General features: G+C 61.7%; 28 protein-coding genes. 20 read left to right on the forward strand and 8 right to left on the reverse strand.

Annotation, left to right across the window (positions count from 1 at the left end; translation table 11 throughout):
- The first annotated feature begins 843 nt into the window (after positions 1–843).
- Positions 844–1,869: a beta family protein gene (locus tag HMPREF2757_RS11345; protein ID WP_141750141.1), complete on the forward strand. Its 1,026-nt coding sequence runs from the start codon at positions 844–846 to the stop codon at positions 1,867–1,869.
- On the opposite strand, the gene HMPREF2757_RS12190 is transcribed toward HMPREF2757_RS11345, so the two are convergent.
- Positions 1,751–2,407 carry a sce7726 family protein gene (locus HMPREF2757_RS12190; protein WP_070573088.1) on the reverse strand — a complete coding sequence of 219 codons (657 nt, stop codon included), beginning with the start codon at positions 2,405–2,407 and terminating at the stop codon, positions 1,751–1,753. The two genes, HMPREF2757_RS11345 and HMPREF2757_RS12190, sit on opposite strands and share 119 nt — an antisense overlap.
- A 406-nt stretch (positions 2,408–2,813) precedes the next feature.
- Between HMPREF2757_RS12190 and HMPREF2757_RS02550 the strand changes: the two genes are divergently transcribed.
- Positions 2,814–3,425, forward strand: coding sequence for a DUF1345 domain-containing protein (locus HMPREF2757_RS02550; protein WP_070573090.1), 612 nt, complete (start codon positions 2,814–2,816; stop codon positions 3,423–3,425).
- Positions 3,426–3,498: 73 nt separating this feature from the next.
- On the opposite strand, the gene HMPREF2757_RS02555 is transcribed toward HMPREF2757_RS02550, so the two are convergent.
- Together HMPREF2757_RS02555 and HMPREF2757_RS02560 are read right to left on the reverse strand one after the other, a co-directional pair.
- On the reverse strand, positions 3,499–3,993 hold the full coding sequence (locus HMPREF2757_RS02555) for a hypothetical protein (RefSeq protein WP_070573092.1): 495 nt from the start codon (positions 3,991–3,993) through the stop codon (positions 3,499–3,501).
- Positions 3,994–4,078: 85 nt separating this feature from the next.
- Positions 4,079–4,630, reverse strand: coding sequence for a GNAT family N-acetyltransferase (locus tag HMPREF2757_RS02560; RefSeq protein WP_070573093.1), 552 nt, complete (start codon positions 4,628–4,630; stop codon positions 4,079–4,081).
- Positions 4,631–4,675: 45 nt separating this feature from the next.
- Here HMPREF2757_RS02560 and HMPREF2757_RS02565 point away from each other — a divergent pair, with 45 nt between their 5' ends.
- Entirely contained in the window at positions 4,676–5,017 is a 342-nt protein-coding gene (locus HMPREF2757_RS02565) for a cupin domain-containing protein (protein ID WP_141750142.1), read from the forward strand.
- A 245-nt stretch (positions 5,018–5,262) separates the two neighbouring features.
- Here the strand turns inward: HMPREF2757_RS02565 and HMPREF2757_RS02570 are convergent, their stop codons facing one another.
- Together HMPREF2757_RS02570 and HMPREF2757_RS02575 are read right to left on the reverse strand one after the other, a co-directional pair.
- The gene (locus HMPREF2757_RS02570; RefSeq protein ID WP_070573097.1) at positions 5,263–5,673 is read right to left on the reverse strand and encodes a hypothetical protein; all 411 of its coding nucleotides are present in this window, start codon (positions 5,671–5,673) and stop codon (positions 5,263–5,265) included.
- Between the two features lie 297 nt (positions 5,674–5,970).
- Entirely contained in the window at positions 5,971–6,507 is a 537-nt protein-coding gene (locus HMPREF2757_RS02575) for a type 1 glutamine amidotransferase domain-containing protein (protein ID WP_070573099.1), read from the reverse strand.
- 278 nt (positions 6,508–6,785) lie between these two features.
- Between HMPREF2757_RS02575 and HMPREF2757_RS02580 the strand changes: the two genes are divergently transcribed.
- Entirely contained in the window at positions 6,786–6,968 is a 183-nt protein-coding gene (locus HMPREF2757_RS02580; RefSeq protein ID WP_070424012.1) for a CsbD family protein, read from the forward strand.
- Between the two features lie 99 nt (positions 6,969–7,067).
- Here HMPREF2757_RS02580 and HMPREF2757_RS02585 read toward each other — a convergent pair whose 3' ends face one another.
- Positions 7,068–7,625, reverse strand: coding sequence for a hypothetical protein (locus HMPREF2757_RS02585; protein ID WP_070573101.1), 558 nt, complete (start codon positions 7,623–7,625; stop codon positions 7,068–7,070).
- Between the two features lie 135 nt (positions 7,626–7,760).
- Here HMPREF2757_RS02585 and HMPREF2757_RS12075 point away from each other — a divergent pair, with 135 nt between their 5' ends.
- Positions 7,761–7,895, forward strand: a complete 135-nt coding sequence (locus HMPREF2757_RS12075) for a hypothetical protein (protein WP_256278250.1) — start codon at positions 7,761–7,763, stop codon at positions 7,893–7,895.
- A 98-nt stretch (positions 7,896–7,993) separates the two neighbouring features.
- On the opposite strand, the gene HMPREF2757_RS02590 is transcribed toward HMPREF2757_RS12075, so the two are convergent.
- Positions 7,994–8,446 (reverse strand): flavodoxin family protein, encoded by a 453-nt coding sequence (locus tag HMPREF2757_RS02590; protein ID WP_070573102.1) that lies wholly within the window; start codon positions 8,444–8,446, stop codon positions 7,994–7,996.
- 30 nt (positions 8,447–8,476) lie between these two features.
- Between HMPREF2757_RS02590 and HMPREF2757_RS02595 the strand changes: the two genes are divergently transcribed.
- From HMPREF2757_RS02595 to HMPREF2757_RS02660, 15 genes are all read left to right on the forward strand, one after another.
- Complete coding sequence (locus HMPREF2757_RS02595; RefSeq protein ID WP_070573104.1) at positions 8,477–9,352, forward strand: Sir2 family NAD-dependent protein deacetylase; 876 nt, start codon at positions 8,477–8,479, stop codon at positions 9,350–9,352.
- 72 nt (positions 9,353–9,424) lie between these two features.
- Entirely contained in the window at positions 9,425–10,042 is a 618-nt protein-coding gene (locus HMPREF2757_RS02600) for a TIGR03085 family metal-binding protein (RefSeq protein ID WP_070573106.1), read from the forward strand.
- 50 nt (positions 10,043–10,092) lie between these two features.
- Positions 10,093–12,960, forward strand: coding sequence for a DNA polymerase III subunit gamma and tau (locus tag HMPREF2757_RS02605; protein WP_070573109.1), 2,868 nt, complete (start codon positions 10,093–10,095; stop codon positions 12,958–12,960).
- Positions 12,957–13,559 (forward strand): recombination mediator RecR, encoded by a 603-nt coding sequence (gene recR, locus HMPREF2757_RS02610; protein ID WP_070573112.1) that lies wholly within the window; start codon positions 12,957–12,959, stop codon positions 13,557–13,559. Before HMPREF2757_RS02605 ends, recR begins: the two co-directional genes overlap by 4 nt.
- Before the next feature lie 57 nt (positions 13,560–13,616).
- On the forward strand, positions 13,617–14,912 hold the full coding sequence (locus HMPREF2757_RS02615; protein ID WP_070573114.1) for an aspartate kinase: 1,296 nt from the start codon (positions 13,617–13,619) through the stop codon (positions 14,910–14,912).
- Complete coding sequence (locus HMPREF2757_RS02620) at positions 14,909–15,940, forward strand: aspartate-semialdehyde dehydrogenase (RefSeq protein ID WP_070573117.1); 1,032 nt, start codon at positions 14,909–14,911, stop codon at positions 15,938–15,940. The genes HMPREF2757_RS02615 and HMPREF2757_RS02620 overlap by 4 nt, the downstream gene beginning before the upstream one ends.
- Positions 15,941–16,099: 159 nt before the next feature.
- Positions 16,100–17,221, forward strand: coding sequence for a metal ABC transporter solute-binding protein, Zn/Mn family (locus tag HMPREF2757_RS02625; protein WP_070573120.1), 1,122 nt, complete (start codon positions 16,100–16,102; stop codon positions 17,219–17,221).
- A gap of 87 nt (positions 17,222–17,308) precedes the next feature.
- Positions 17,309–18,052 (forward strand): metal ABC transporter ATP-binding protein, encoded by a 744-nt coding sequence (locus HMPREF2757_RS02630; RefSeq protein WP_083304054.1) that lies wholly within the window; start codon positions 17,309–17,311, stop codon positions 18,050–18,052.
- Positions 18,049–18,963, forward strand: coding sequence for a metal ABC transporter permease (locus tag HMPREF2757_RS02635; RefSeq protein WP_070573126.1), 915 nt, complete (start codon positions 18,049–18,051; stop codon positions 18,961–18,963). Before HMPREF2757_RS02630 ends, HMPREF2757_RS02635 begins: the two co-directional genes overlap by 4 nt.
- Positions 18,964–18,974: 11 nt before the next feature.
- A complete protein-coding gene (locus HMPREF2757_RS02640) occupies positions 18,975–19,877 on the forward strand; it encodes a metallophosphoesterase (RefSeq protein WP_070573129.1) in 903 nt (300 codons plus the stop codon).
- Positions 19,878–19,943: 66 nt separating this feature from the next.
- The gene (locus HMPREF2757_RS02645) at positions 19,944–22,103 is read left to right on the forward strand and encodes a transglycosylase domain-containing protein (protein ID WP_256278251.1); all 2,160 of its coding nucleotides are present in this window, start codon (positions 19,944–19,946) and stop codon (positions 22,101–22,103) included.
- 86 nt (positions 22,104–22,189) lie between these two features.
- Positions 22,190–22,348: a Sp36 family protein gene (locus tag HMPREF2757_RS11845; protein WP_019174463.1), complete on the forward strand. Its 159-nt coding sequence runs from the start codon at positions 22,190–22,192 to the stop codon at positions 22,346–22,348.
- A gap of 1 nt (position 22,349) precedes the next feature.
- Positions 22,350–22,814: a RidA family protein gene (locus HMPREF2757_RS02650; RefSeq protein ID WP_070573134.1), complete on the forward strand. Its 465-nt coding sequence runs from the start codon at positions 22,350–22,352 to the stop codon at positions 22,812–22,814.
- A 121-nt stretch (positions 22,815–22,935) separates the two neighbouring features.
- Positions 22,936–23,823 carry an NUDIX hydrolase gene (locus HMPREF2757_RS11850; protein ID WP_176745867.1) on the forward strand — a complete coding sequence of 296 codons (888 nt, stop codon included), beginning with the start codon at positions 22,936–22,938 and terminating at the stop codon, positions 23,821–23,823.
- Positions 23,823–24,662 (forward strand): MBL fold metallo-hydrolase, encoded by an 840-nt coding sequence (locus HMPREF2757_RS02660; protein ID WP_176745868.1) that lies wholly within the window; start codon positions 23,823–23,825, stop codon positions 24,660–24,662. The genes HMPREF2757_RS11850 and HMPREF2757_RS02660 overlap by 1 nt, the downstream gene beginning before the upstream one ends.
- A gap of 19 nt (positions 24,663–24,681) precedes the next feature.
- On the opposite strand, the gene HMPREF2757_RS02665 is transcribed toward HMPREF2757_RS02660, so the two are convergent.
- Positions 24,682–25,359 carry a Crp/Fnr family transcriptional regulator gene (locus tag HMPREF2757_RS02665; RefSeq protein WP_070573140.1) on the reverse strand — a complete coding sequence of 226 codons (678 nt, stop codon included), beginning with the start codon at positions 25,357–25,359 and terminating at the stop codon, positions 24,682–24,684.
- Between the last annotated feature and the right edge of the window lie 123 nt (positions 25,360–25,482).

Below are 25,482 nucleotides of genomic sequence, written 5' to 3' on the forward strand. Positions count from 1 at the left end.
GCAGGGGTGAACGATGTCCTGAAACCAGACACCCCCTCGCGCACCGACTCCCGGGACATCGTTCACTCGATGTCCCGGGTTTTCTTTGTGTTGGGCGGATGATGTGTCGGGTTATCGCTCCCCGACTGTAGGTCCTGCAGCCTAATGCTTGAGCATGTGCCCTGATCTGCAGAACCCACTGAAACCTGCGGACTGTCTCTTGCCAGCGCAGCTGCTGGATGGCTGCCTATTCCGCGTCCCCGCACCCGTTAACAACAAATCCACGCTTTAGCCGCACGGAGACTCCCTTGAACAGCAGAAACTCCCGTCAGCAGTTGTTGCTAAGGCGCAGAACCCGGCTCAAGGGTGTCGGGCCGTCCGCATGTGGGTGGGGTCTATGTTTTGAAGCCAGACATAGCCAATTGTGTAGTTCATGTGTTTGCCCGTTCCCTGTTTTGAGTGTTGGTTGGGTAACTGTCAAATGCCATATCGGGTTATGAACCGCTACGGGCTGCAAAACAATGGGCCATCTTGTCCTGATATTCGAACTCCGGGCGACAGCCTCAGGGTCGTCACGCATGGTTGTCAGTTGGGAACCGCTGTAATTCAGTCCTAGATGTACGCGACTCGAACTGCGCAGAACAGCCTCAATCACCAGCAGTGGCATAAGTGCTCGCTTTGTTTGTGACCAGTTCATTGTGAGGACAGTGAGAGCACACCCCGACAATAAGTTGCGCGGTACGTGTGCTTCGCCTTCAGCGATGCGCTTGGGTCAATAACGGGGCAACAGATTGCGCCTGCCCGTATTGGAAACTTTCTTCGCCAGCTGTAGACGCAGGCTAGTTAAGCATCTACCATGTGGTCATGGTCGCTTCGTTGGCAGCGTTGCCGTCAGACGCATATGTTCCGATCCTCAAAGGTAAAGCAGCTGAGCTTGGTGCGATTCGTAGCGCGCCGAAAAATCGATTGGTTCCGTTGCTTGAGTTCATCGATCCGAAGAGGGTGCCAGCTTTGCTCAGCAAAGCATGGGGCACCGAAGACGATGCGGTCTGGGTGCAATTCCTCAACTTCGAGGGTGCGAGCGATTCCGATTTCGGCACGCAAGTCACTGCCGTTTTCGACCAAATGCGTGGCAAAGTGTGCGCAGTTCCCGTAGTCACAACAACTGAAGAACCGGCCACTCTTGCGGCTATCGCGGGAGTTATCGCTAAAGACCAGAGAGGTGCCGTGCTCCGGATCGACGTCGAGGATCTCATTGATGATGACGTAGATACCGGCGACGACATCGCGTCGACTTTGCATCAATTGGCTATTCCCCCGTCTCAGGTAGCGCTCGTGGTAGATGGAGGCACCCTCACTGGATCGTCCACGATCCAGGCAACAGTCGCAGAACGAGCTTTGAGGGCGATCACCCTCAACGACTGGTTGTCAGTCGTCTTGAGTTTTTCTGCGTTCCCAGGACAGCTTGGGGATGTCGCCGCAAAAAGTTCCGTGACCGTAATACCTCGCACAGATGCCGCGTCCTTCACGGCTGTTCGCAACAATACTGACTATCCGTTGATCTACGGTGACTATGCCGTAGGAACACCGGGGTATGGGGCTGCTCCTTTCGCTCCGATTCCTAACATTCGGTATGCGGCGGGCCGTGATTGGCACGTCCACAGGGCAAAAGAAAGAAAATCGCCTTCACCGCAGTACATCGCACTGGCCCAGGATATCGTGAGCGCAACCTATTATGGCGGACCAAGCTTCAGCCCTGGAGATCAGCAGATCAACGACGTTGCGAAACGATTCGCCGGGCCAGGAAACGCGACGACACATTTGCGTGCTGCAACTTCACGCCACCTTCATCTAGTGCTTTCGCGTCTCGCCAGCCTTGGCGCTCCGTGATCGCAGCGGAAACGATCTCGCGCAGCTGTTCGCGCTCGGTGAGCGACGCAAGCCTTTTCGCAAGTTCAGGACGAGTAGCTCTTCGAAATCCGCGAGATGCGTTCAATCCATCCAGTGCGCGTAGTAGCTCGTCCCGCCACAGCAGTTCAGCGAGAACTACTCTGTCCTGCCTGCGACTGGGTGCGGCCTTGCGAACTTCGCGGTAAGACAGTGTGTCGTTCTCAGATCGTTCGACGACTGCCAGACCCCAGCTGCGTTTGAGAACTCTTCTAGCTTTGGCTAGATGCCGAGTTGTGACAACAAGTGTGCAATAGTCGAAGACTTTACCGAAAGCATCCATTTGGCGAGGCAAACGAGCGAGTGTATCTAAATCACTCTTCAGCTCATACCCAACTAGATGGTCACCGATAGCGGCAATGTCGATGCGTCCGAGTTCGCCGATGACGAACTCGTCAACGATCAGGGATTTGAGGGGGGCTCGGGAGGAGACCTCTCGCCGAACTGTCTCTCGAATCTCGAGTTCAGTCACAGGGGGCATAGGCAGGACTATACCCCTTTTGAAGTGTCCTGCTCAGCTTGCTGTGTGTCGGCCGTCCTCTTCTCGTCACCATGCGTGAAGAGGTCCGCGTCGCAGTTACCCTGCACCGATGGCAAAGTCTTCTGGAAGTCGGGATCGACATCAGCGCTTCCGCCACCGGCTGGCTGGTTGCGAACTGCTGCCGCAACCAGCCAGCACCATGGGCGCCGTCAGGAGTGCGGCGGCGAGAGCTGAGGGCGTGCCAGTGCGCATGAGCGGTGCCTCTCTGGACTCAGAACTCTTGTGATGGAGATCATATTGCACCTATGTTGCTCGGATTGGTTGCCGCCGAGCACCGACGCGCACCGCTCCTGCCAGGCTACACTGTCCTCAGCACCGAATCTGCGATGCGCGTGAGGGCAAGCCGTTGAAGACTGCGACCGATGTTGTCCGCTACTCCGTTTCGACCGCTGTGGCGATCCTCCTGGCCCTGCTGATCGAAACGGCCTGGGTCCTCCTGCTGCGCCCCGAGTCGACGGGTGGGTCGCTACAGACTGAGCTCCTCGTCCTCTTCTACCTGCTGTTCTGGAACCTTTTCGTGCTCATCTACGTCACGTGGACGATTCGCAGCTATAAGCCCCTACGCGGACCAGCACTCATCGTCCAAGCGCGTCGCGAGGCCCGGGTGCAGAGTCGCTGGTGGGCACGGGCTTTGGGGTTCAGTGGTGCGACGAACTTCGCCGTCACCGCTGCCGCCTTCGCCATCTTCCTGACCGTCGTGCTCGCCCAGACTGAGGTGGTGCGCCAGTCGCCGCTCTATCTCGCACTTGGCGTCGTCGCCGTTGCCGCTTCCTGGGTGTTCATGGTCTTCGCCTTCGCCGCCGCCTATATGCACCTCAACGTGCTCGGCGTCGAGAAGCGCCACATCCGCTTCCACAGCGAACCGCCCGAGGATTTCGGCGACTACCTCACCCTGGCAGTGTTCACCTCGGCAATAGCCGCCAGCATTTCTGCCGAGATCCGCGCGAAGGCTGCGTAGAGGCAGGTTCGCACCGATGTCGTTGTCGCCTTCGGGCTCAACTCGCTCGTGCTCGCGATGATCGTCTCGGTCGTCATCTCCGCTCTGACTCGGTGACGGCACCGCCGCCGGAGACACCGGCTGCGGCGGCCGGTGCGATGAGTGCTCGAGCTTGTACCCAGGTGAAGGCGGCGAGCACAAAGAACAGTGCCGCGTCGAGGGCGATGTAGATGACATGCACTGAACTGCCCGCTTCTGCAGTGCCGGCGAGCACGGCTTCGGTGCGCGCATTCAAAAGCGGGCGCACGAGTGCGGTCTTGACGATCAGCAGCCCGGCGATCGTCGCCAGCAGCGTCCAGGCCGGGCGGACCTGCCGGGTCGTGACGACGGCTGCAATGAGGATGAGCGCGAGCACGCCTTCGGCGATGTTCATCGCAGTGAACACAAGCCGTCCGATGCCCAGCCCCAGCGGGATCGTGATGCCGGGGGCCTGGAACTTCAGCGGCGCCTCAATGAGGTCGATGGCGATGATGAGGCCCAGCCAGATGGCAGGGATGACAAGCCGGGCAGTCAGAGCGGCAGAACGCATGTCCGCAGTCTATGTCCAGTCGGCGTCACCGCCGTAAAGCTGATCAGCATGTTCAACCGATTGGTGCGGTGACCGGGCTTCCAGGTCATTGGCCGCCGCGGGTCATGCGGATCTCAGCCAGATCATCAGCGGCTGCATCGACGTTGCGGGTGCCGTCGGGTGTGAAGCCGTTGCGGGCGTAGAAGCTGCGGGCACGCGGATTGTCCTCAGCCACCCACAGGGTGGCCGGCGCAGTGCCGATCGCCGCATCCAAAAGCGCCTGGCCGAGGCCTGTCCCGTAGTGGCTGCTGAGGATGTACAGCGCCCACAGCTCCAAGCCGGTGCGGTCGTCATCGCGGGCCTCACCGACGCTCGCGAACCCGACGACATCGGTGCTCGGCAACAGGCCCGGTGCCGTGACCGGGGTGCTGGGATCTGTGCGAACGGCCAGGCGCGTGCGCGCACATGACTCCGGCTGCGTCAGCCACTGCGCCCACTGCTCGGTGCGGGTGGCCAACACCGCATCGTCGTAGAAGTGCTCGTCCAGCAGGTGACCGTAGGCCTCCCGCCATCCGGCGACGTGCACGCGCGCAATCGCGGCCCCGAGCTCAACGTCGGGCTCTGGACTGGCCTGTGGGGTGATGATGGCGAACGGCATGACACCACCCTAGGGGAGGGCTTGGACTCTTCTAGACTCATGGGCATGACCTTCTCGATCATCGACGTCGGCAACGAGCTGCTCGAACGCGCCGCCGACGAACCGACGAAGCTGGCGACCAAACGGATCCCCTCGGACAATGCCGCAATCGTGCGCATGCTCGTCGCGATGCGCACGGGCGCGCAGCTGTCCGACCACCCCAACCCCGGTGAGGCGGTCATCACAATCCACCGCGGAGCCGCCACCCTGACCGGCGCATCCGGTGAGACGATCGCCCTCGACTCCGGCGAGACCGCGGACATCCCACAGGAGACCCACCGGCTTGATGCTGACCGTGACACCATCGCTGTGCTCAGTCTCGTCCACCGCAGCCGCCTGCAGTCCTGAACCATGGCCGGTCAGCAGATGCTGGCATTTGCTTCAGGTGACCACCAGGTGCCCTGTCCTCACTGAGCAATATTGGCTGAGCTGCAGACATGACTGAGAACGCTGCGAACATCACCGTCACCCGCACGGTCGGCGAAGTGTTCGTCATGAACATGCACACCGAGCACATGGGCAAGGACTTATCAGACGTACAACCACGTCACCGCTGCCGTCGCCGGAGGCACCGGGCCCGCGGCGACTGTCGGTCACTTCCGGCGCGGCTTGAACGACGTGGAGCACTTCCACGTCTTCTTGCCCTTCTTGGCAGTAACGGTGATCTTGACTGCACGGTTCGGGGACGCGCCCGAGATGTAGTACTTCAGGCTCGCCTTGCCTTGAGTCGAAGCGGTCGCCCGCTTCTTCGTCTTCGTCGTCTTGTAGTGCGCAACGGTCTCGACCTTGGCCTTTGAACCGACCTTCGAGACCTTGACCCAGGTGTTCGAGTACTGGCGCGGCTGGCTGATCGACATCTTCGCCGAGCAGGACTTCGGCGCGGCTTCAGCAGGTGCGACATCGGCGAAGACGGAGCCGGAGATAAGAGCGAGCGCGGCAAGCCCGGCAGCCAGTGAGCGGCGAGTCGAGGCGGCGGCAGAACGGCGGGAAACAACAGCGGGCATTGCAGATCCTTGGAAGAGATGTGAATGAGAAGAGGGTGGCACTGCCTGCGCGGTAGGTAGGTCAAGAAATCATCAGCTGTTTCGTTCCGCAGCGCCGGTGATACGGGGTATCATACGCCCACCGGAGCACCGGCAGAGAATCGGGGTGCACACTTCTGTCTGCCTGTCTGACTCACTGTGCCCGGATAGGCGCCAAGCGCCGGTGTACAGCACACGACGGTGCCCGGGGAAGCAGAGGCGCTGCCCCGGGCACCGGAGTCACTGCCGCAGCCGGCCAGGCTGGTCAGCAGCTGAACGTCACTTCGAGAGGGTCTCGATGAGTGCGTTGTTGAAGACCTCCAGATCACCGGGGTTGCGAGAGGTGATGAGGTTGCCGTCGATGACGAGTTCGGAGTCCTCCCAGGTGGCCCCGGCGTTCTGCATATCGACTTTGATCGATTCGTACGAGGTCAGTCTGCGTCCCTTGGCCAGACCGGTCTGGGCGAGGATCCAAGGGGCGTGGCAGATCGCAGCGACGGGCTTGCCGACTGCGAAGAATGCCTCGACGAGTGCGCTGGCATCGGCATCAAGGCGCAGCGAGTCGGCATTGAGCGTGCCACCGGGCAGCACGAGCATGTCGTAGTCATCGGCATCAGCATCGGCAACCGGGACGTCGACATCGAAAACATCGGCGTGTTCCCAGTCGCCCTCCATAGCCTGCAGAGTGCCCTCGCTGGGGGACACGATGAATGTCTGGGCGCCGGCCTTGTCAAGCGCCGCACGCGGGCTGGTGAGTTCGACCTGCTCGACGCCGCGCGTGAGCAGGAATGCAACCTTCTTATCGGCCAGAGCCATGGTGCTCCTTCCATCAGATGTGTTGTCCACATTTGGGTGAACGACGCAGCCCAAGCGAATATTTCGTGCCCGAAGCGGTGGTGGACTCGCACCTTCCGGCTCACCGCCGGGTGACCCGGGTCATCGCTCCGTCGTGAGGTCTGCGTTCACAGCCTGGGAAAAGCCTTGGCATACCGCCGCATCCAGCGACATCGCTTGAAAGCCAATCGCTTGTGCGAAAGGGTGGAAAGCACCAGGTGCCGTATCCTCGGCGCCGCTGACAGCACAAGGAGAAGACTATGGGTCTCGGAGACGACATCAAGAGCAAGGCTGAAGAACTCAAGGGCCGTGCCAAGGAGGCTGTCGGCGCTGCATCTGATGACAGCGAACTCAAAACCGAAGGCAAGGGCGACCAGGGCAAGGCCAAGCTCGACCAGGTTAAGGGCGACATCAAGGACGTCGCCGACAACTTCAAGAACTGACCGGCTGGACGCAGCCGCGGTGTTCATCACCGCATAGATAACGAGGTGCCGCTCACCTGCAAAGGTGAGCGGCACCTCGTCATTTGGGGTGGGCCGGGGTCAGGCAGCCCCGTACCACTCAGCGTTGCCGACAGCGGCACCACGGTTGGCAATGTGCATGCGAACAGGGGCGGCGGCAACATCCTCGGCAGTGGGAGGTGTGCCAAAGAAGTCAAAAGACAGATCGTCAGGCCGCTGAGATCCGTGCAGCACATTCGTGTGCGCCAAAAAATTCACAGCTGGGCCCGTGACGAGATACGAATGTCCGTTGGACAGTTCGACGATGAGAACATCCGGGGAGTGCCCGTAGACGGCCTCAACAGTCAGATGGTCAATAGGTGCCACAGCCTTGCGCAGTCGGCGCAGCGGAACGATGCGCGCCAGCCCGATTCTGATGAAGTAAATGCCGGGCACCACGATCAGCAGCGAAGCCAGGGTTGCCACAGTCTTAGCCGGGACGGACAGCGGTGAAGTCAGAACCGTGTAGACAAGACCTGCCGAGAAGAAGAAAAAAGCGAAGCCGCTGATGAAATTCCAGCTGGGCTGATTGATTTCAGAGGTGATCCACAGCTGATCCTCCTGGCGCAGCTGCGGACGCTCCGCGGGATTCGTGGACACAGAAGCCTTTCTTCGGGGCGGCATTGCAGAACAGTTTATCCGGGTTTTCCCAGCGGGAGTTCACTCGCTGAGCTTTACAGACGGGGGTTGAATGCGTAAGTCTGGAAGTGCAGTCGATTCGAAAGGAGCCCACACATGGGACTCGGAGATAAGTTCAACGACGCTAAAGACAAGTTCAATGACGCCAAGGACAAGGTGGACGAACACCAGGACGACATCAACAACGCCAAGGACAAGGTGAACGAAGTCAAGGACAAGTTCAACAAGTGACCTTGTGATTTCGTCCGGACATGTCCGGATAAGCTGGGCGGCCGCTTCCTAAGCGGCCGCCCTTCGCTTTGTTTGCTGAGTCCGCTGCCTGCTCATGCTCAGCCCATGACTGACGCCGCGACGGTCGCCGCAGCCTCGGTCAGCTGCTCCCTGCGTTCGTCCGTGACATCACCGGTGAAGACAACAGCGGGGGCTGCAAGCCTCCACCCCAAACCGGTCGTGATCTGCTCCATTGCCCTTTCAGCACCGGTTGTGTCGAAGCCGCCGCGAATCCAATACGTGAACGGGCGGCCCTGCGTGGGTTCGCGCACATCGTCGTACACGGTGTCGAAGAAGTGCTTCAGAGCACCAGAGATATAGCCGAAGTTCGCGGTGGTGCCCAACACGTAGGCGTCAGCCGCAAGAACATCCTCGACGGTTGCTTCGAGAGCCTGGCGCTCAATGAGTTCAACGCCGTCCAACTCCGGCATGCATATGCCCGCCCGCGCCGCCTCGGCAAGCGGTGTGACCGTGTCGGTGGGGGAGTGGTGAACCAAGAGTACGGTAGCCATACGGCAACTGTATCGCCCGCAAGGAGCCCCATGAGCGTTATTCGCGATCCGCTGCGCGGGATCACCCGCCCGAACCCCAGCCACACGGACGAACAGATCCTCGACGTAGTGTGCTCCCGGCCTGTCCGCGACTGGGCCGTTCTCACCGGAGCCGGGTTCAGCACGGATTCAGGGCTGCCGGACTACCGTGGCCCATCGTCGGTCAACCGCCAGCCGATGACATACCAACAGCTGACAACATCCCGGGAGAACCACACCCACTACTGGGCGCGCTCCTGGATGGGCTGGCCCGTCATGCGCGATGCCCAGCCCAACGAAGCGCACCGGGCGCTGGCAGAACTGCATCCGGCGGCCCTCATCACACAGAACGTCGACGGTCTGCATCAAAAGGCCGGTTCGCGCGGGGTTCTGGACCTCCACGGACGTCTTGACCGTGTCATCTGCCTGGACTGTCGAGCACTCTACGACCGCGAATGGGTGCAACGCAGACTCGATGAAAACAACACGAGCTTTCGGCAGAATCACAGGGAAGCCCTCGACATGATCGAAATGGCACCCGACGGCGATGTCCCTCTGCGGGACACAGCGGACTTTCGGATGATCGACTGCCCTGCCTGCGGCAGTCTGCTCAAGCCCGATGTGGTGTTCTTCGGCGAAACAGTGCCCAGGGAACGGTCTTTGGATGCTGCCGCCGCGGCCGCTGCGGCGCCAGGACTGATAGCGGCGGGGACGTCTTTGGCTGTGATGTCCGGTCTGCGCCTTGTGCGCCAGGCAGCCAAAGAGGGGCGAACGGTGGTCATCGTCACCGATGGCCCGACGCGAGCCGATGAACTTGCGGACTACAGGTCGCTCAGCCGCGTGGCCGATTTCTTCCGCGCGTGGAAAGACCGAGTCTCCGGACGATGATCAGCTTCTGGGCGGGGACTCTAAGCGCTTGGGGCGTATCCAAATCCGCCCAGTATGACTAGGCTGGGAGGTATGACGAATTTCGCTCGTTCCGAGAGGCTCGCGCTCGCGGCTCTTCTCCGCGAAGTCGGCCCAGATGCCCCTACTCTCTGTGATGGCTGGAGCACACGCGATCTTGCCGTCCACATCGTCATTCGCGACCGCTATCCGTCCGCCATGGCCGGTGAGGCGACCGAGATGACAGCCAAGATTCCGTTTCTGCACAAGCGGGCTGAACAGCGCCGTCGCGAACTCGGCGAACTCGACTGGAAGCAGCTCGTCGGAATGGTCGCAGAAGGCCCCGGAATGCTGTCGCCGGTCGGCTGGGGTCCAGGTGAGATCCTCGCCAACACCGTCGAGTTCTTCGTGCACGTAGAAGACGTTCGGCGGTCCCGCCCCGGATGGTCGAGGCGCAACATCCTGCCCGAACTCGAACAGCAGCTGTGGTCGGCGCTGCCGACCATGGTGCGCATTCCGCCGTGGCGACCCGAAACAGCCGTGAAGTTCATTGCTCCGGGTATTGGGGAGTTCTCGTTCGGCAGAACCGACGTGAAGTCGAAAGTCGTCTCCGGCAAGCCGTCTGAAATCGTGCTCTACGCGCTTGGCCGACAGGAACAGGCGCAGGTCGAGGTGCGGTCGGAGAAAATCTGAATGGGGCCTGGTCAAGGTTTCCTGTCAGTGCCTCCCAGTAGGCTGTAGACGTGTCAACAGCTCTGTACCGTCGCTATCGCCCCGACACCTTCGACCAGGTGATCGGGCAGGAACACGTGACCGACCCGCTCAAAGCCGCTTTGGCCGGCGGGCGCGTCAATCACGCCTACCTGTTCTCCGGTCCCCGCGGCTGCGGCAAAACCACCAGCGCGCGCATTCTTGCCCGCTGCCTCAACTGCTCAGAAGGCCCCACGCCCACTCCGTGCGGTGAGTGCGCCAGCTGCCGGGACCTTGCCACGGGCGGTCCGGGTTCCCTCGACGTTGTGGAAATCGACGCCGCATCGAACTCCGGTGTTGATGACGCGCGCGACCTGCGCGAACGTGCTGTCTACGCTCCGGCCCGCGACCGCTACAAGGTGTTCATACTCGACGAAGCCCACATGGTCACACCCCAGGGCTTCAACGCGCTGCTCAAACTGGTGGAAGAACCACCGGAGCACGTCAAATTCATCTTTGCGACGACCGAACCGGAAAAGGTCATCGGGACCATTCGCTCCCGCACTCACCACTACCCGTTCCGCCTGGTCCCGCCGGACACCATGACCTCGTACCTCGACCACCTGTGCCAGCAGGAAGGCGTGCCGGTGGGCAAGGGCGTTCTGCCGCTGGTGGTCCGCGCCGGGGGCGGTTCTGTGCGCGATTCCCTGTCTGTTCTCGATCAGCTGATCGCCGGATCGGGGCCGGAGGGAATCGACTACGGAAAGGCCACGGCCCTTCTGGGCTACACGCCGGATTCTCTGCTGGGAGACATCGTCGATGCTTTCTCGGCGGGCGATGGCGCGGCTGTCTATCGCGTAGTCGATCGGGTCATCGAATCCGGTCAGGACCCCCGTCGCTTCGTCGAAGACCTCTTGGAGCGCATTCGCGACCTGCTTGTCATCAGCACCTCCCCGCAGAACGCTCGGGCGTTCCTTCCGCAGGCTCCCGAAGACCTCTTGGAACGGCTCGTACAGCAATCGCAGACACTCGGGCCTGCGGAACTGTCCCGCGCGGGCGATCTCCTCAACGCCGGTCTGTCAGAAATGACCGGAGCGACATCGCCGCGTCTGCAGCTTGAACTCATCTGCGCCCGCATCCTGCTGCCCGCAATGGACGGCACCCGCAGCTCCGTGCTGTCGCGCGTCGAGCGCATGGAACGGCGGGTCGGCATGCAGGCTTCCGGGGCCGCTGCTGGGATGCCGACCACACCGGCAGGCCAGGCTGCCCCGCAGTCGCCGGAAGAACAGTCGGCCACTGAAGGGCCTGCGGCCAGCGCCGTACGCTCTGGGGCCCAGGCAGGCGTGCCTGAGCCGGGCAGCGCTGCTTCGCGGCGAGAAGACTCCGCGCAGCCAGTGCATAGCCCGCAGTCCGATTCGAGCGATTCCTGGGACGACCTTGACGATCTTGCCGATGTTGCATCGCAAGCAGAGGCACTCGCCTCGGGGCAGAGCGAACCGCGGCAGGAAGGTCAGAAGACCGCCAACGCAGAAAACAGCGCCCCACAGCCTGCCCCACCGGCGGCTGAGCAGCCGCACGCTGAACAGTCACACGTTGAACAGCGCACTGAACCCCAGCGGGAATCGACGAAGGCGAATGAGCCACGGCCGAGCGAGCCCAGCCAGCCGCAACCGCAGCGGAACCAGCCCAGCCAGCCGCAGTCCGGCGAAGCCCAAACGAAGCCAAGTCCCGCCGGACACGACATCGATGCCGTCCGCCGCTCCTGGCAGGCGATCCTCGACGTGGTCGGACGCAGCGCCAAGCTCGCCCGCGCGGTGCTTGCCGGCAACGCCGTGCCCCAGGACCTGCAGGACGGCCGCCTGCTGCTGGCCTTCAACAACCAGGGTGCCGTCGGGGCATTCACGCGCGGATCAAACACACAGGCCCTCGAAGCCGCCGTCAGCGAAGTCCTCGGAATGACAGTGAAAGTCGACATAGGCCAGGTGGGCGAACACGTCAACCTGCGCATGGACACACCCGCCTCGGGCTACCAAGCACCCGCGACTCACGAAAACCCCAGCCGACAGCATCAGCCGCAGGCGCCTCGGGGAAATGAAAACCGGGCAGCCCGCCCCGGCGGCCGACCAACAGAAGCACAGATTCAGGCAGTCGTCGGCCAACAGGCCATGGACCAAGAAGTCTCCGACCGCGAACAGTACTGGCAGCAAACCCCCGAAGACGACGACCAGGAGGGTGACCAGCCGGCCGTCGAACATGACGAACACCGGGCCGAACCCGAACCTGCCTCAACCCACAACAGGGAACAAGAAGCGCAGCCAGCCCCCGACGCCGAACGTGAGGCTCAACCGGAACCCGCCTCCGCCTCGGCAGACAACTGGGAAGCCCCGTCGGAAGACATCGGGACATCCTGGGGGCAGGGAGCCGTTGAAGCCCCGGCGCTCGTAGTGCCGCCGCCAGCGGACATCGACGACGCCCCGGAAGAACGGCCCGCCTCCGCCGAGGAAAACCAGACAGCTGGAGAAGACCAGACAGCTGGCCCGGAAAACTCAGCGCATGAGCAAAGCCCGGCAGCTGACGAATACGACTTCATAGGCGCGTATGCCGACGAAGACATCTTTGCCGGACCACCCACCTCGGCGGTTCAGGAGCCAACCCCGCAGCGCCGAGAAAACCCTTACGCCTACGTTGGCAATATGGGGCAGGCCGGCAGCCGCGCTCAGTCCTCCCAACCCGAAACCGCGGAAGCCTGGCAGGAAACCGGGCACACCCCAACAGCTGCCGAATGGGGTGCGGCCGCCGAATCCGACTACCCCGACTTCAACGTCGACGAAGACCTCGACGTGTCCGAATCCCCCGAAGTCGGCATTCCCGTCGTCCAGCGGCTGCTGGGCGGAGTCATCCTCGAAGAGATCACCGAATGAGTGTTTACGAAGGCGCGCTTGCCGACCTTGTCGAAGAGTTCGGCAAACTTCCCGGCATCGGCCCCAAATCCGCACAGCGACTTGCGTTCTACATCATGCAATCGCCGCGCGAAGACGTCGATTCGCTCATCAGCGCCCTGACCAGCGTCAAAACCCACGTGCGCTTCTGCGACCAGTGCGGCAACGTAGCAGAGGGGCAGCTGTGCTCCATCTGCTCCGACCCGCGCCGCGACAGCAGCCTCATCTGCGTTGTCGAAGAGCCCAAAGACGTCGTCGCGCTCGAACGGACGCGCGAATACCGCGGGCTCTACCACGTGCTCGGCGGCGCCATCGACCCCATGTCAGGCGTAGGCCCCGACGACCTGCGGATCCGCGAACTCCTGCCCCGACTGCAAAGCGACGACATCCAGGAATGCATTCTCGCCACCGATCCCAACCTCGAAGGCGAAGCAACAGCCACCTACCTCATCCGCCTGCTGTCCTCAATCGGCGTCACCGTCTCAAAACTGGCGTCTGGTCTGCCAGTCGGCGGTGATCTCGAATACGCTGACGAAGTCACATTGGGAAGAGCGTTCCAGGGCCGCACCAAGGTCAGCTGAGCGCCGTCCTCTAAACTGATCAGCGGTAAACAGCGCTGCCGGAAGAAAGTGTGAGAAGTGAGCCTAGTCGTCCAAAAATTCGGCGGATCCTCCGTAGCCGACGCCGACGGGGTCAAGCGCGTTGCCAAACGGATTGTCGAATACCGAAAGGCCGGTCACGACGTCGTTGTCGTCGTTTCCGCAATGGGCGATTCGACAGACGACCTCATCGACCTCGCTCAGGAAGTCTCACCGTTGCCTCCGGCCCGCGAACTCGACATGCTGCTGACAGCGGGAGAGCGCATCTCCATGGCCGTGCTCGCCATGGCGATTGCCAACCTGGGCTACTCCGCCCAGTCGTTCACAGGCTCCCAGGCAGGCGTCATCACAGACGAAGCCTTCGGCCACGCCCGCATCATCGACGTCACCCCAGGCCGTATCCAGGAAGCCGTAGCCAAGGGCAGCATAGCGATCGTCGCCGGTTTCCAGGGCGTTTCCCAGAACACCAAGAACATCACCACACTCGGCCGCGGCGGATCCGACACCACGGCAGTCGCACTCGCGGCCGCCCTGGGCGCCGACGTGTGCGAAATCTTCTCCGACGTCGACGGCGTGTTCACCGCTGACCCGCGGATCGTTCCCACCGCCAGCCAGATCGGGACCATCTCCTACGCTGAAATGCTCGAACTGGCCGCCAGCGGAGCCAAAATCCTCCACCTGCGCGCCGTTGAATACGCGCGCCGCTACGGAGTGGCCATTCACGTGCGCTCCAGCTTCAGCCCCCACCCGGGCACCTGGGTGACCGACGAACCCGTACCCCGCGAATTCGCAAACGACGTAAAGAAGGAAGCCATGGAACAGGCCATCATCTCCGGTGTTGCGCACGATCGCTCCGAAGCCAAGCTGACCGTGGTCGGCGTCCCGGACGTTCCGGGCAAGGCCGCGGAGATCTTCCGGATCGTGGCAGGCGAAGAGATCAACATCGACATGATCGTGCAGAACATTTCGACAGCGAAGAACAACCGGACCGATATTTCCTTCACGCTGCCCATGTCTGACGGTGCCAAGGCCATGAGAGCCCTGGAGGCTCAGCGCGACAACGTGGGCTTTGAAGAGCTGCGGTATGACGACCAGATCGGCAAACTCTCCGTGGTCGGGGCCGGCATGCGCTCGCACCCCGGAGTCACAGCCTCGCTGTTCGAAGCGCTCAAAGAAGCCAAAATCAACATCGAAATGATTTCGACGTCCGAAATCCGCATCAGCGTCGTCACCCGCGCGGACGTCCTTGATGACGCCGTCCGCGCCGCACACACCGCGTACGGTCTGGACGGATCTGAAAGCGAAGCAATTGTCTACGGAGGTACAGGACGATGAGCCTCAATATCGGCATTGTCGGGGCCACCGGCCAGGTCGGCGAAGTCATCCGCGACATTCTCGAAGCCGAACCCGGCTTTGAAATCGCCAGCGTTCGCTTCTTCGCCTCGGCCCGCTCGGCAGGAAAGACCCTGCCGTTTCGCGGCGAGCAGATCGTTGTCGAAGACGCCGCCGAAGCAGACCCCACGGGGCTGGACGTGGCGCTCTTCTCTGCTGGCGGTGCGACTTCGCGGGCGCAGGCCGCCCGCTTCGCTGCCGCCGGTGTGACCGTGATCGACAATTCATCGGCATTCCGCGGTGACGACCAGGTGCCGCTCGTGGTGTCTGAGGTCAACCCGGAAGCGCTCGACTCGATCCCCAAGGGGATCGTTGCGAACCCCAACTGCACGACGATGGCCGCAATGCCGGTCCTCAAACCCCTCCACGACGAGGCGGGGCTCTTGCGGCTGAAAGTCGCCACCTACCAGGCGGTCTCAGGTTCCGGCCTGGCGGGAGTGAACGAACTCTACGGTCAGGCTGAGGACGTTCTTCCCGACTCCAAGCAGCTTGTGCGCGACGGCACGGCCGTGCGCTTCCCGAAGCCGAACGTGTACACCGACCCGATTGCGTTCAACGTTCTGCCGATGGCCGGTTCGCTCGTGGACGACGGTTCGGGCGAAACCGACGAAGAGCAGAAGCTGCGCAATGAATCCCGCAAGATTCTGGGTCTGCCCGAACTTCTTGTTGCGGGCACATGCGTGCGCGTTCCTGTTTTCTCCGGCCACTCACTTGCAATCCACGCGGAGTTCGAAAACGACATAACCCCGCAGCGAGCTGAGGAAGTCCTCTCGGAAGCCGCCGGTGTTGATCTGGCAGACATTCCCACCCCGCTGAAAGCCGCAGGCCGCAACCCGTCGCTTGTCGGCCGCATCCGTGCCGACCAGTCGGCACCTGCGGGCAAGGGGCTGGTGCTGTTCGTGTCGAACGACAACCTGCGCAAGGGCGCTGCGCTGAACACGGTGCAGCTGGCAGCCCTGCTGGATCGCTGACGCATCCAGCCGCCTGAATGTTCTGCGGGTGGTGAGCGGTCATCTGGACCGCCGCCACCCGCTTTTGCATGTCCGCGTAGGCATATGTCTATTGGTAGATGCTGGTGAGCGAAACCTACATTGGGGTGGTTTGCACCTATGTGAAGGAGTTGCACCCTTATGAAGTCTGCACGGATTGCAGCTTTCACCGCAGCTGCTGGCCTGGTTCTGGCCGGCTGCGGGGCAGGCGAAGCCCAATCGGAAGGCTCCGGCGACAAGCTCAATGTTGTCACCTCGACGAATGTCTACGCGGACCTTGCCGCTCAAGTCGCCGGTGACGCGGCGGATATCGAACCCATCATTTCGGACGCGTCGAAAGACCCCCACGACTACGAAGCGACGTCGAACGACCAGCTCAAACTGTCGAAAGCCGATGTCGTGATCGTCAACGGCGGCGGCTACGACGCGTTCATGACGACCATGCTCGAAGCAGCAGACAAGGACCCGAAGGTGGTCAACGGCGTCGAAGTCTCAGAGCTGCCCGGTGCCGAAGAGAACTTCGCCAACGAGCCGCACGACCATGACCACGGCGAAGAAGGTCACGACCATGACCACGGTGAAGAGGGCCACGACCACCACGACCATGACCATGACCACGGCGAAGAAGGTCACGACCATGACCACGGTGATGAGGGCCACGACCACCACGACCATGACCATGGGCACGGTGAAGAAGGTCACGACCACGACCACGGTGAAGAGGGCCACGACCACGGTGCGTTCAACGAACACATCTGGTACTCCGTTAGTGCCATGAAGAACGTCGTCGACTCGATCGAAGACACCCTGTCTGAAGAAGATCCTGACAACAAGGCGGCTTATGAAGAGAACGCCGATAAGCTTCAGGGTGAGCTCGACGGTCTGATGAAGAAGGCTGACGAAGTCAAGAAAGCAGGCAAAGGCAAGAAGAGTGCTGCAACTGAACCCGTTGCACTGTGGCTGTTCGAAGACCTCGGACTGGAGACCACCACACCGCAGAAGTTCCTGTCGGCAGTAGAAGCAGGATCGGACGCGGCCCCCGTGGTTCTCAAGCAGGCTCAGGACCAGATCAAGAAAAAGGAGGTCGCAGTCCTCGGCTTCAATCCGCAGGCAGTGAACGAGCAGGCTGAAAGCCTGCGCAAGGCCGCTGACGACGCCGAAGTGCCGGTGGTAGAACTACCCGAAACTCTCAACGAGGGCGAAACCTACGTCGACTGGATGGGATCGCACATCGACGACGTCGACAAAGCCCTCAAAGGCTGATCAGCTCTAGCCCTCGAAAGGACGTGTTCCCCCATTAACAGTCCCGCACTGTCGATTGCAGACGGCCAGCTTCGCTTCGGCGAAAGGGTGCTGTGGCACCACCTGTCCATTGATGTTGAGCCCGGTGAGTTCATTGCCGTGCTCGGACCCAACGGCACGGGCAAAACTTCGCTGCTGAAAACACTGCTCGGCCAGTACCGGCTGTATGAGGGAACCGTTGAAGTCAACGGCCACGCGGCATACCGCGGCGACGCGGATGTCGGCTACGTGCCCCAGCAGCGGGGTGTCGACCGTGACACTCCGCTGCGGGCCCGCGACCTGGTTCGCTTTGGAATCGACGGGCACCGTTTCGGCTTCGGCCTGCCCAGCCGGAAAAAGGAACGACGGGTTGACGAACTTCTAGACCAGGTTGGGGCGACTGGTTTTGCCGACAGCCCCGTAGGCATCCTCTCCGGCGGTGAACTGCAGCGACTGCGGCTGGCCCAAGCGCTTGCCAGCGATCCCAAGCTGCTGCTGTGCGATGAACCGCTGTTGAGCCTCGACATCAACCATCAGCACCTGGTTGCTCGCCTGCTGGATGAGAAACGACGCGAACGGAATATGGCTATTCTGTTCGTCACCCACGAAATCAACCCGATTCTGAAGTACGTGGACCGGGTCCTCTACATTGCCGGCGGCCATTTCCTGGTGGGCACCCCAGACGAGGTGCTGACCTCTGAAGCGCTGAGCTCCCTGTTCGGCACGCGGATCGAGGTGGTGACCGTCGGCGGTCAGCTGGTTGTCGTCGGCACCGAAGCAGATCATCATCACCCGGAGGAGACCGAACTGTGAGCAGCCTCTTCACCTTCGAAGACTACGGCGAACTGCTGTCGCTGCTGTCGAACTCGATTATCGCCGCAGCGCTTCTGGGAGTTGTCGGCGGTGTTGTCTCCGTGTTCGTCAAAATGCGCGACATCGCCTTGGCCGTGCACGGCATTGCCGAGCTCTCCTTTGCCGGGGCTGCCTTTGCCCTGTTCGTCGGCTATGACGTTGTGTACGGTTCGATCATCGGCTCGCTTCTGGTTGCGCTCATCATCGGCGTCGGCAGCATACGGTCTTCCGAGGCGAACTCGATGATCGGTGTGCTCATGCCGTTCGGCATCGGCTTGGGAATCCTGTTTCTGGCACTGTACGACGGGCGCTCAGCCAACAAATTCGGTCTGCTGACCGGGCAGATCGTCGCCATCAGCCCAAGCCAGACAAAGCTGCTCATGGTGTGCGCAGGTGTTGTGCTGGCCGTCATCTTCGTCATCTGGCGGCCGCTGCAGTTTGCATCAGTCGACCCCGAGATCGCCAAGGCAAAGGGTGTGCCCACCGGCATGCTGACAATCGTGTTCATGGTGACCCTCGGACTTGCAGTTGCCCTGTCCGTGCAGGTGGTCGGAGTGCTCCTGGTCATGGCTCTGCTGGTCACCCCAGCCGCGGCGGCCATGCAGCTGTCATCCCACCCCATCGTCGTTCCCATCCTGTCAGTTATCTTTGCCGTGACGTCCTCGGTCGGCGGAATCCTCATCGCCCTGGGGTCGCCGGTTGTGCCCATCAGCCCGTTCGTGACGACCATCAGTTTCCTCTTCTACGTCATTGCCCGGATCATCGGCGGGTACCGCACCAACCATCAGCTTGAGGCGCGCAACCGTCGTCTGGGAGACCTCGACAAGCACCCTCACCTCGCGCAGGATCCGAAAGCCGCAGCGGGCGACTAGACTTCGGCACTATGACTTGTTCTGCTGCCCGCCCTCTTAGCCGCGCGGCACTGGGGCTGACCGTCGCTGCTGTGGCGACCGCAGCCTACGGTGTGCTTGTCGAACCGAACCTGTTCACGGTGCGCCGCGAAAGAATCGCGGTCCTGCCGCCGGGCCGTGCGCCCGTGCGGATTCTGCACATTTCGGATCTCCACCAAACGGCCTGGCAGAAGCGCAAACCGCAGTGGGTGCGCAGTCTGGCCGACACCCTGCAGCCGGACTTTGTTCTCAACACCGGCGATAACTACGGAGGGCAGACCAAATCGACGGTGCTTGAGAGCCTCGATGATCTGCTGGACGTCCCCGGTGCGTTTGTTCTGGGATCGAATGATTTCTGGGGGCCGAAAGTCAAAAACCCCGCTCGCTATCTTCTGGGGCCTTCGAACGTGGCAAAGGCCCACAGCAACCCGCCTGACTTGGATGCGCGCGGGCTGGTGGATGCGTTTGAGCAGCGTGGGTGGGTGCAGCTGGACAACCGAAGCGCTGTTGTTGACATCAAAGGCACGCGGGTCGGCCTGTCTGGTCTTGGCGATGCGCACATGAAGGCCGATGCGCCCGAAGCCTCTGCTTTTCCCGATGATTCGGAAGTCAGAATCGGAGTGACCCACGCCCCGTATTCGCGCGTGCTCGATCGTCTTGCGGGTGCGGGCGCGCAGCTGATTGCTGCCGGGCATACGCACGGCGGGCAGATCCGCGTGCCGTTTTACGGGGCACCGGCCACCAACTGCGACCGTCCGCGCAGCGAAGCTCGCGGTCTGTTTCGTCGGGGCCCGGCACTCGTCAACGTGACCGCGGGGGTTGGAGTGGCCCCGATGGCGCCGGTGCGGTTGTTCTGCCGTCCCGAGGTGTCTGTACTGGAGCTTGTTGAACGCTGACCGGTCTGGCTCAGCGGAGTCTTGTCCTGTGTGCCTCCATCAGACGGCGCCTGTACGATATTGGGCATGGTGTCTTCAGAATCAGCGGCTGCGCCTTCGACTCTATCGGCGTGGATGCAGTTCATTGCCGTCAGCGTCGTTGCCGGAATCGTGGGCGCAGGCTTAGCGATCCCATCGGTGGGTGTGGCGTCCATTGGTGCGAACAACGCGCTCCAGGTGTTCAACGCCCTGCCCGCGCAGCTTGACGAAAGGCCGCTGGCTGAACAGTCTCGCATGCTCGATGCCGACGGCAAGCAGATCGCCAGCTTCTACTGGCTCAACCGCAAAGAAGTTCCGCTGGACAAGATTTCCAAGCCCATGCAGGATGCAACGATTGCCATCGAAGACTACCGGTTCTTCGATCACGGCGGCGTTGACTTCCAGGGCATCGGTCGTGCTCTCGTGCACAACCTCGTGTCGTCTTCCAAGCAGGGCGGATCGACTCTGACCCAGCAGTACGTGAAGAACGTGCTTGCCGAAAACGCCCACGCGGACGCAGATAAGGAAGGCGTGGAAGCCGCCAAGGAAGCCTCGGGCATGGCCGGCTACGCCCGTAAGCTGCGCGAAGCGAAGCTGGCGGTTGCGGTCGAGAAGAAGTACGAAAAAGGAGAGATTCTCAACCGCTACATGAACATCAACAACTATTCGGGCTCCCCGAATGTCTACGGTGTCGAAGCGGCTGCGCAGCACTACTGGTCGATTCCCGCGTCAAAGCTCAACCACGCTCAGGCCGCAACTTTGGCCGGCATTGTGAAGAACCCCAGCGCCTTCAACCCCGAGCGCTTCCCGGAGAACGCGCTCGAGCGGCGCAACGTTGTTCTTTCCCGCATGCACCAGCTGGGCAAGATCTCGGACAAAGAATACGAAGACGCCAAGAAGACCGATCTTGACCTTAAAATCACCAAGACCTCGAACGGCTGCATGGGCGCAGGCGACATGGGCTTCTTCTGCGACTACGTCCAGGCGTACATCGAAAACAACAAGGCGTTCGGCGAAACCAAGGAAGAACGGCGCGATCTTCTGCAGCGCGGCGGTCTGACTATCCAAACGACCATCAACCCCAAGCTGCAGAAAGCTGCGTTCAGCTCCGTCAAGAAGCGTGTGCCGGTCGGCGACCCATCGGGTGCTGGCCATTCGGTGGTGACGGTTGAACCCGGCACCGGAAAAGTCCTTGCCATGACGCAGAACCGCAACTACTCCGTCACAGAGGGCAAGAAGAACACCGACACCGCTATCAACTTCAATGTGCAGAAAGCATACAACGGAGCCAGCGGCTTCCAGGTGGGCTCGACGTGGAAGCCCTTCGTGCTCGCGGAATGGCTGAAAGAGGGCAAAAGCCTCAACACCTCAGTCAGCGCTGCGAAGCGAACGTTCCCGGCGAACTCGTGGAAATACCGCGGCTGTAAGGGGTACGGCTCGAACTGGTCGCCGAACAACGCCGGCGACTCAAAGGGCAACGAACAGATGACCGCGCTTGCGGCCACGAAGAACTCCGTCAACACGGCCTACGCCTCGATGGCCAATCAGCTGAACATGTGCGGCATTATGAAGACCGCCGAATCACTGGGCATCAAATACGGCAACGGCCAGTCGCTGGAGACGGTCCATGAGCAGCTGGGAGTGGTCGAAGCACTCCTGCCTTCATCGGTGCTCGGCATCGTCCAGGTTGCTCCCATTGACATGGCCAACGCCTACTCGGTGTTCGCCGCCGGCGGCATCCTGTGCACGCCGACTCCGATCGAATCGATTAAGGACGGCAACGGCAAGAAGGTCAAGATCCCTGACCCTGACTGCCACCGAGCACTGGACAAAGACGTCGCCCAGAATGTGTCCTACGCACTGTCGCAGACCTTCAACGGCGGAACCACCTCGCGACTGAAGATCGGGGCTCCGGCCGGAGCGAAGACGGGAACCACCAACTTCGAAGTCGGATCCACGTGGCTTGCGGGATTCACGTCCCAGATGTCCACTGCCGTCTGGACGGGTGACCCGAACGGTTCGCGTGACTGGCGCAGGAACGGCAAGGGCGTGGTCCGCGGCCGCGTCTACGGTGCCACCTATTCCGGTGCAACGTGGCAGAACTACATGAGCCAAGCAGTCAAGATCGTCGACAGCAACAAGGGCCTTGGCGGTCCCGTCGGCAACAGCGTCAAGGAACCGGAAAAAGACGAAGAGTCCGACGACTGACGCTCTGCCGGGTCGACTGTGACGCAGGCACCACCTGCCGCGTCAGCGGCTCGTACAATGAACTCTGTCCACCGAAGGGGGAGAAAATGCAGAAGTGGGAGTACGTCACTGTTCCTCTCATGATCCACAACACCAAACAGATTCTGGATCTGTGGGGTGAGGACGGCTACGAGCTCGTCCAGGTAGTGGAAGGTCCCCAGGGCAACGGGGGACTCGTTGCCTACATGAAGCGTCCGAAAGGCTGATATGTCAAAGATCGAAGACCGCCTCAACGAACTCGGCTTCCCGCTGCCGCAGTTGGCAGCGCCGGCCGGTTCCTACCTGCCCGCCGTGAAGTCGGGTGACCTCGTGTTCACGTCCGGTCAGCTGCCGTTTCGCGACGGCGAGCTTGCCAACCCGGGCCGCCTCGGCGACAACGTAAGCGTTGAACAGGCCCAGGAATCCGCACGCTACTCCGTGCTCAACGCACTCGCCGCAGCCAAGAGCGTCATCGGCGACCTCGACAAGATCGAACGCGTGGTCAAGGTCAACGGATTCGTCACAAGCACCGATGACTTCAAGCAGCAGCCCGAAGTGATCAACGGCGCTTCGGACTTCCTCGCCGACATCTTCGGCGAAGCCGGCCAGCACGCACGCTCGGCACTGGGCACCAACGCCCTGCCCAAGGGTACCTGCGTCGAGATTGAATTCATCTTCCGCGTCCGCGACTGACGCACAGCGGGCGCAGAAATCTGCGCTCAGTCTCCAGGCGGGTGGGTCGAACAGACCCACCCGCCTGATTCGCGCCTCCAGCGAGTTGGTGCGCACAGTTGAGCTTTTTCGCTCGGCGGATATGCAGCCCAACCCCGACTACCCGCGGCGCGCAGTCTGTCTGGTGCTGGTGCGTGATTCCGACAAGGGCCTCGAGGTGTTCATCACCCGTCAGGCCGATCAGCCCGGTGTCAGCGACCGCAACAGGTTTGCCTTCCCCTTCAGCGCTGTTCGACCAGAGGACTCACGGCAGCTGTCCATGGGCGACTGGACTTCGGACCGCTGTGCCCGGGCGCTGCGGCTGAACAGATCGGGCCGAGCCGTCGCCTTCTTCGCCGCCGCGGGCAGATTGGCTCTGCAGAACATGGGCATCGCCCTGGCCGAGGGCCATGACCTGCGGGTGGTAACAGACATTGAACCGCAGTTCCTCAAAACTGCTGGCAAGAAGCTGCGTGATCACCAGGTGTCCTTCCCTTCGGTGCTTCGCAGCCGCGACGTGGAGTTCCGTCCCGACCTCATCAAACCGTGGATGCGCTGGGTCAACACGCCGTGGCAGCTGCGCCGCTATGACACCGTGTACTTTGTGTGCGTGGTCCCACCCGGTCAGCACGTTGACTTCGTGTCGATCAATCAGTCGTGGGGCGGGTGGATGACCCCGCAGGAGATCCTCGATGCGGTCGATCTGTGGGAAGAGGGCCACGGTGCTTCCGCCCAGTTCATCAGCGTGTCAACACGCTTGGTCCTGGAATCTCTGCGCACGGTTCCCAGCGCTGCTGCCAGTATGCTCAAGATTCGCGATCTTCGCCCACTGCAGCCGACCGTCCTGCAGCACCGAGGCGAATGGCACATCAGCATCGAGCACCAGACCGACCATGCCATCGACGAACTGTCTCAGCTGACAACCGAAAACGAAGAAGAAGACCCGACAACGCTGTCGGAATCAGAAAGCGAACCACCGGAAGAAGAATGATGACAAACGAACAGCACCCGGCACCTCGTTTTGCCCGCCGTACAGCAGACAACCCCAGCCCCATGACACTCGACGGCACGAACAGCTACGTGCTGTTCACCGCTGACGATAGCGCCGCAGTCATCATCGACCCCGGCCCCCAGCTGGACGAACACCTGGGAGCGCTCAGTGAACTCGTCGGGGATCGTGAACTGCGCGGAATCGTTCTCACACACCACCACTGGGACCATTCGGATCTGCTCAAAACAGTTGACGAATGGGCGCCGCAGACTCCTGTATTCGCAGTCGACAGCGCATTCGCCCGTTTTGTTCCTCCGCTGGAACACGAAGACCTCAGCGGCGACGATGCGGTCCTCGAATTCGGCCCCGCGGAAACCGACCGCATCCGGCTGGTGTCAACCCCCGGACACACGCTCGATTCGATCAGCGTGCTGGCGGGCACCGTGCTGTTCTCTGGAGACACGGTGCTGGGACGCGGAACAACTGTGATCATGCACGGTGACGGTTCGGTCGAAAAGTATCTTGATTCTCTCGCACGCCTGCGCAGCATGGTGGAGCAGGGCCGCATCACCGAAATCCAGCCAGCCCACGGAGAGTCCATAGCCAATCCGGCCGAAGTGCTGGACTACTACATTTCGCACCGCCGCGAGCGGCTGGACGAAGTGCGGGCTGCGCTGGCAGAACAGGGCGCACAGCTGGACGGGCTGGAAATCTCACCCGAACATGAACTGACCGAGGCCGTCGGCCGGATCGTGTACGCGACCGCGCCGCAGGACATGCGGCAGACGGTCAACACGATTGTCGCCGCGCAACTGGAGTACGTGCAGAAGCACGGCTGAGGCGCCGACGGCCCGCGGATCAGTGTGCGCGATTGTGCAGGCGGTCCATGTCGAGGATGACGACGGCACGAGCTTCGAGTCGAATCCAGCCGCGCTGTGCGAAGTCTGCCAGGGCCTTGTTGACGGTTTCGCGCGATGCGCCGACAAGCTGGGCGAGTTCTTCCTGCGTGAGGTCGTGCTGCACCAGGCTGCCGTCCGGAGCGGGACGGCCGAAGCGGCGGTTGAGGTCCAGCAGGGCCTTGGCAACACGGCCGGGAACATCCGAGAACACGAGGTCGCCGACGGTTTCGTTGGTGCGGCGCAGACGCTGGGCGAGTGCCCGCAGCAGGTTCATTGCCGCCTGCGGACGATCTTCGAGCCACGCAATGAGGTCGTCGTGTTTGAGGCTGAGCAGTTCCGTCTGGCTGACCGCAGTGACGGTCGAGGAGCGCGGGCCCGGATCGAAGAGTGCGAGCTCACCGATGATTTCACCAGGACCGACAACTGAGAGGAGGCTTTCGCGCCCGTCTTCGGATTCGCGGCCGACCTTGAGTTTGCCGGAGGACACGATGTAGAGCTCGTCCCCGGAGTCTCCTTCGTGGAAGAGCACGGCGGTACGGCGCAGGCTGCGCGGCTTCATGTATTTGACAAGCGCGTTCGTCGCTTCGTCATCGAGTCCTGCGAACAGTGCCGCACTGCGGACGACTTCGATATCCACGTCTGTACCTCCAGGTTGCTGTTCTGCGACGGGGTCCTTCGGCCCATTGAAATCCTGCCGCAATGTGATACAGGTCAATCGTAGCAATGCTCTGCGGGTGGAGCACAGTGTCTGTGTTCTATG

It is taken from the genome of Brevibacterium sp. HMSC063G07 (assembly GCF_001810665.1).
In the GTDB taxonomy this organism is placed as follows: Bacteria; Actinomycetota; Actinomycetes; order Actinomycetales; family Brevibacteriaceae; genus Brevibacterium.

What these genes read in the sequence shown, in the direction of transcription:
- HMPREF2757_RS02600 (WP_070573106.1), top strand. Translation starts at nt 9,425, where the DNA reads ATGACGAATTTCGCTCGTTCCGAGAGGCTCGCGCTCGCGGCTCTTCTC.
- HMPREF2757_RS02595 (WP_070573104.1), top strand. Translation starts at nt 8,477, where the DNA reads ATGAGCGTTATTCGCGATCCGCTGCGCGGGATCACCCGCCCGAACCCC.
- HMPREF2757_RS02565 (WP_141750142.1), top strand. Translation starts at nt 4,676, where the DNA reads ATGACCTTCTCGATCATCGACGTCGGCAACGAGCTGCTCGAACGCGCC.
- HMPREF2757_RS12075 (WP_256278250.1), top strand. Translation starts at nt 7,761, where the DNA reads ATGGGACTCGGAGATAAGTTCAACGACGCTAAAGACAAGTTCAATGAC.
- HMPREF2757_RS02590 (WP_070573102.1), bottom strand. Translation starts at nt 8,446, where the DNA reads ATGGCTACCGTACTCTTGGTTCACCACTCCCCCACCGACACGGTCACA.
- HMPREF2757_RS02660 (WP_176745868.1), top strand. Translation starts at nt 23,823, where the DNA reads ATGACAAACGAACAGCACCCGGCACCTCGTTTTGCCCGCCGTACAGCA.
- HMPREF2757_RS11845 (WP_019174463.1), top strand. Translation starts at nt 22,190, where the DNA reads ATGCAGAAGTGGGAGTACGTCACTGTTCCTCTCATGATCCACAACACC.
- HMPREF2757_RS11345 (WP_141750141.1), top strand. Translation starts at nt 844, where the DNA reads ATGGTCGCTTCGTTGGCAGCGTTGCCGTCAGACGCATATGTTCCGATC.
- HMPREF2757_RS02650 (WP_070573134.1), top strand. Translation starts at nt 22,350, where the DNA reads ATGTCAAAGATCGAAGACCGCCTCAACGAACTCGGCTTCCCGCTGCCG.
- recR (WP_070573112.1), top strand. Translation starts at nt 12,957, where the DNA reads ATGAGTGTTTACGAAGGCGCGCTTGCCGACCTTGTCGAAGAGTTCGGC.
- HMPREF2757_RS02555 (WP_070573092.1), bottom strand. Translation starts at nt 3,993, where the DNA reads ATGCGTTCTGCCGCTCTGACTGCCCGGCTTGTCATCCCTGCCATCTGG.
- HMPREF2757_RS02640 (WP_070573129.1), top strand. Translation starts at nt 18,975, where the DNA reads ATGACTTGTTCTGCTGCCCGCCCTCTTAGCCGCGCGGCACTGGGGCTG.
- HMPREF2757_RS02645 (WP_256278251.1), top strand. Translation starts at nt 19,944, where the DNA reads ATGGTGTCTTCAGAATCAGCGGCTGCGCCTTCGACTCTATCGGCGTGG.
- HMPREF2757_RS02625 (WP_070573120.1), top strand. Translation starts at nt 16,100, where the DNA reads ATGAAGTCTGCACGGATTGCAGCTTTCACCGCAGCTGCTGGCCTGGTT.
- HMPREF2757_RS02575 (WP_070573099.1), bottom strand. Translation starts at nt 6,507, where the DNA reads ATGGCTCTGGCCGATAAGAAGGTTGCATTCCTGCTCACGCGCGGCGTC.
- HMPREF2757_RS02620 (WP_070573117.1), top strand. Translation starts at nt 14,909, where the DNA reads ATGAGCCTCAATATCGGCATTGTCGGGGCCACCGGCCAGGTCGGCGAA.
- HMPREF2757_RS02570 (WP_070573097.1), bottom strand. Translation starts at nt 5,673, where the DNA reads ATGCCCGCTGTTGTTTCCCGCCGTTCTGCCGCCGCCTCGACTCGCCGC.
- HMPREF2757_RS02580 (WP_070424012.1), top strand. Translation starts at nt 6,786, where the DNA reads ATGGGTCTCGGAGACGACATCAAGAGCAAGGCTGAAGAACTCAAGGGC.
- HMPREF2757_RS12190 (WP_070573088.1), bottom strand. Translation starts at nt 2,407, where the DNA reads ATGCCCCCTGTGACTGAACTCGAGATTCGAGAGACAGTTCGGCGAGAG.
- HMPREF2757_RS11850 (WP_176745867.1), top strand. Translation starts at nt 22,936, where the DNA reads ATGCAGCCCAACCCCGACTACCCGCGGCGCGCAGTCTGTCTGGTGCTG.
- HMPREF2757_RS02560 (WP_070573093.1), bottom strand. Translation starts at nt 4,630, where the DNA reads ATGCCGTTCGCCATCATCACCCCACAGGCCAGTCCAGAGCCCGACGTT.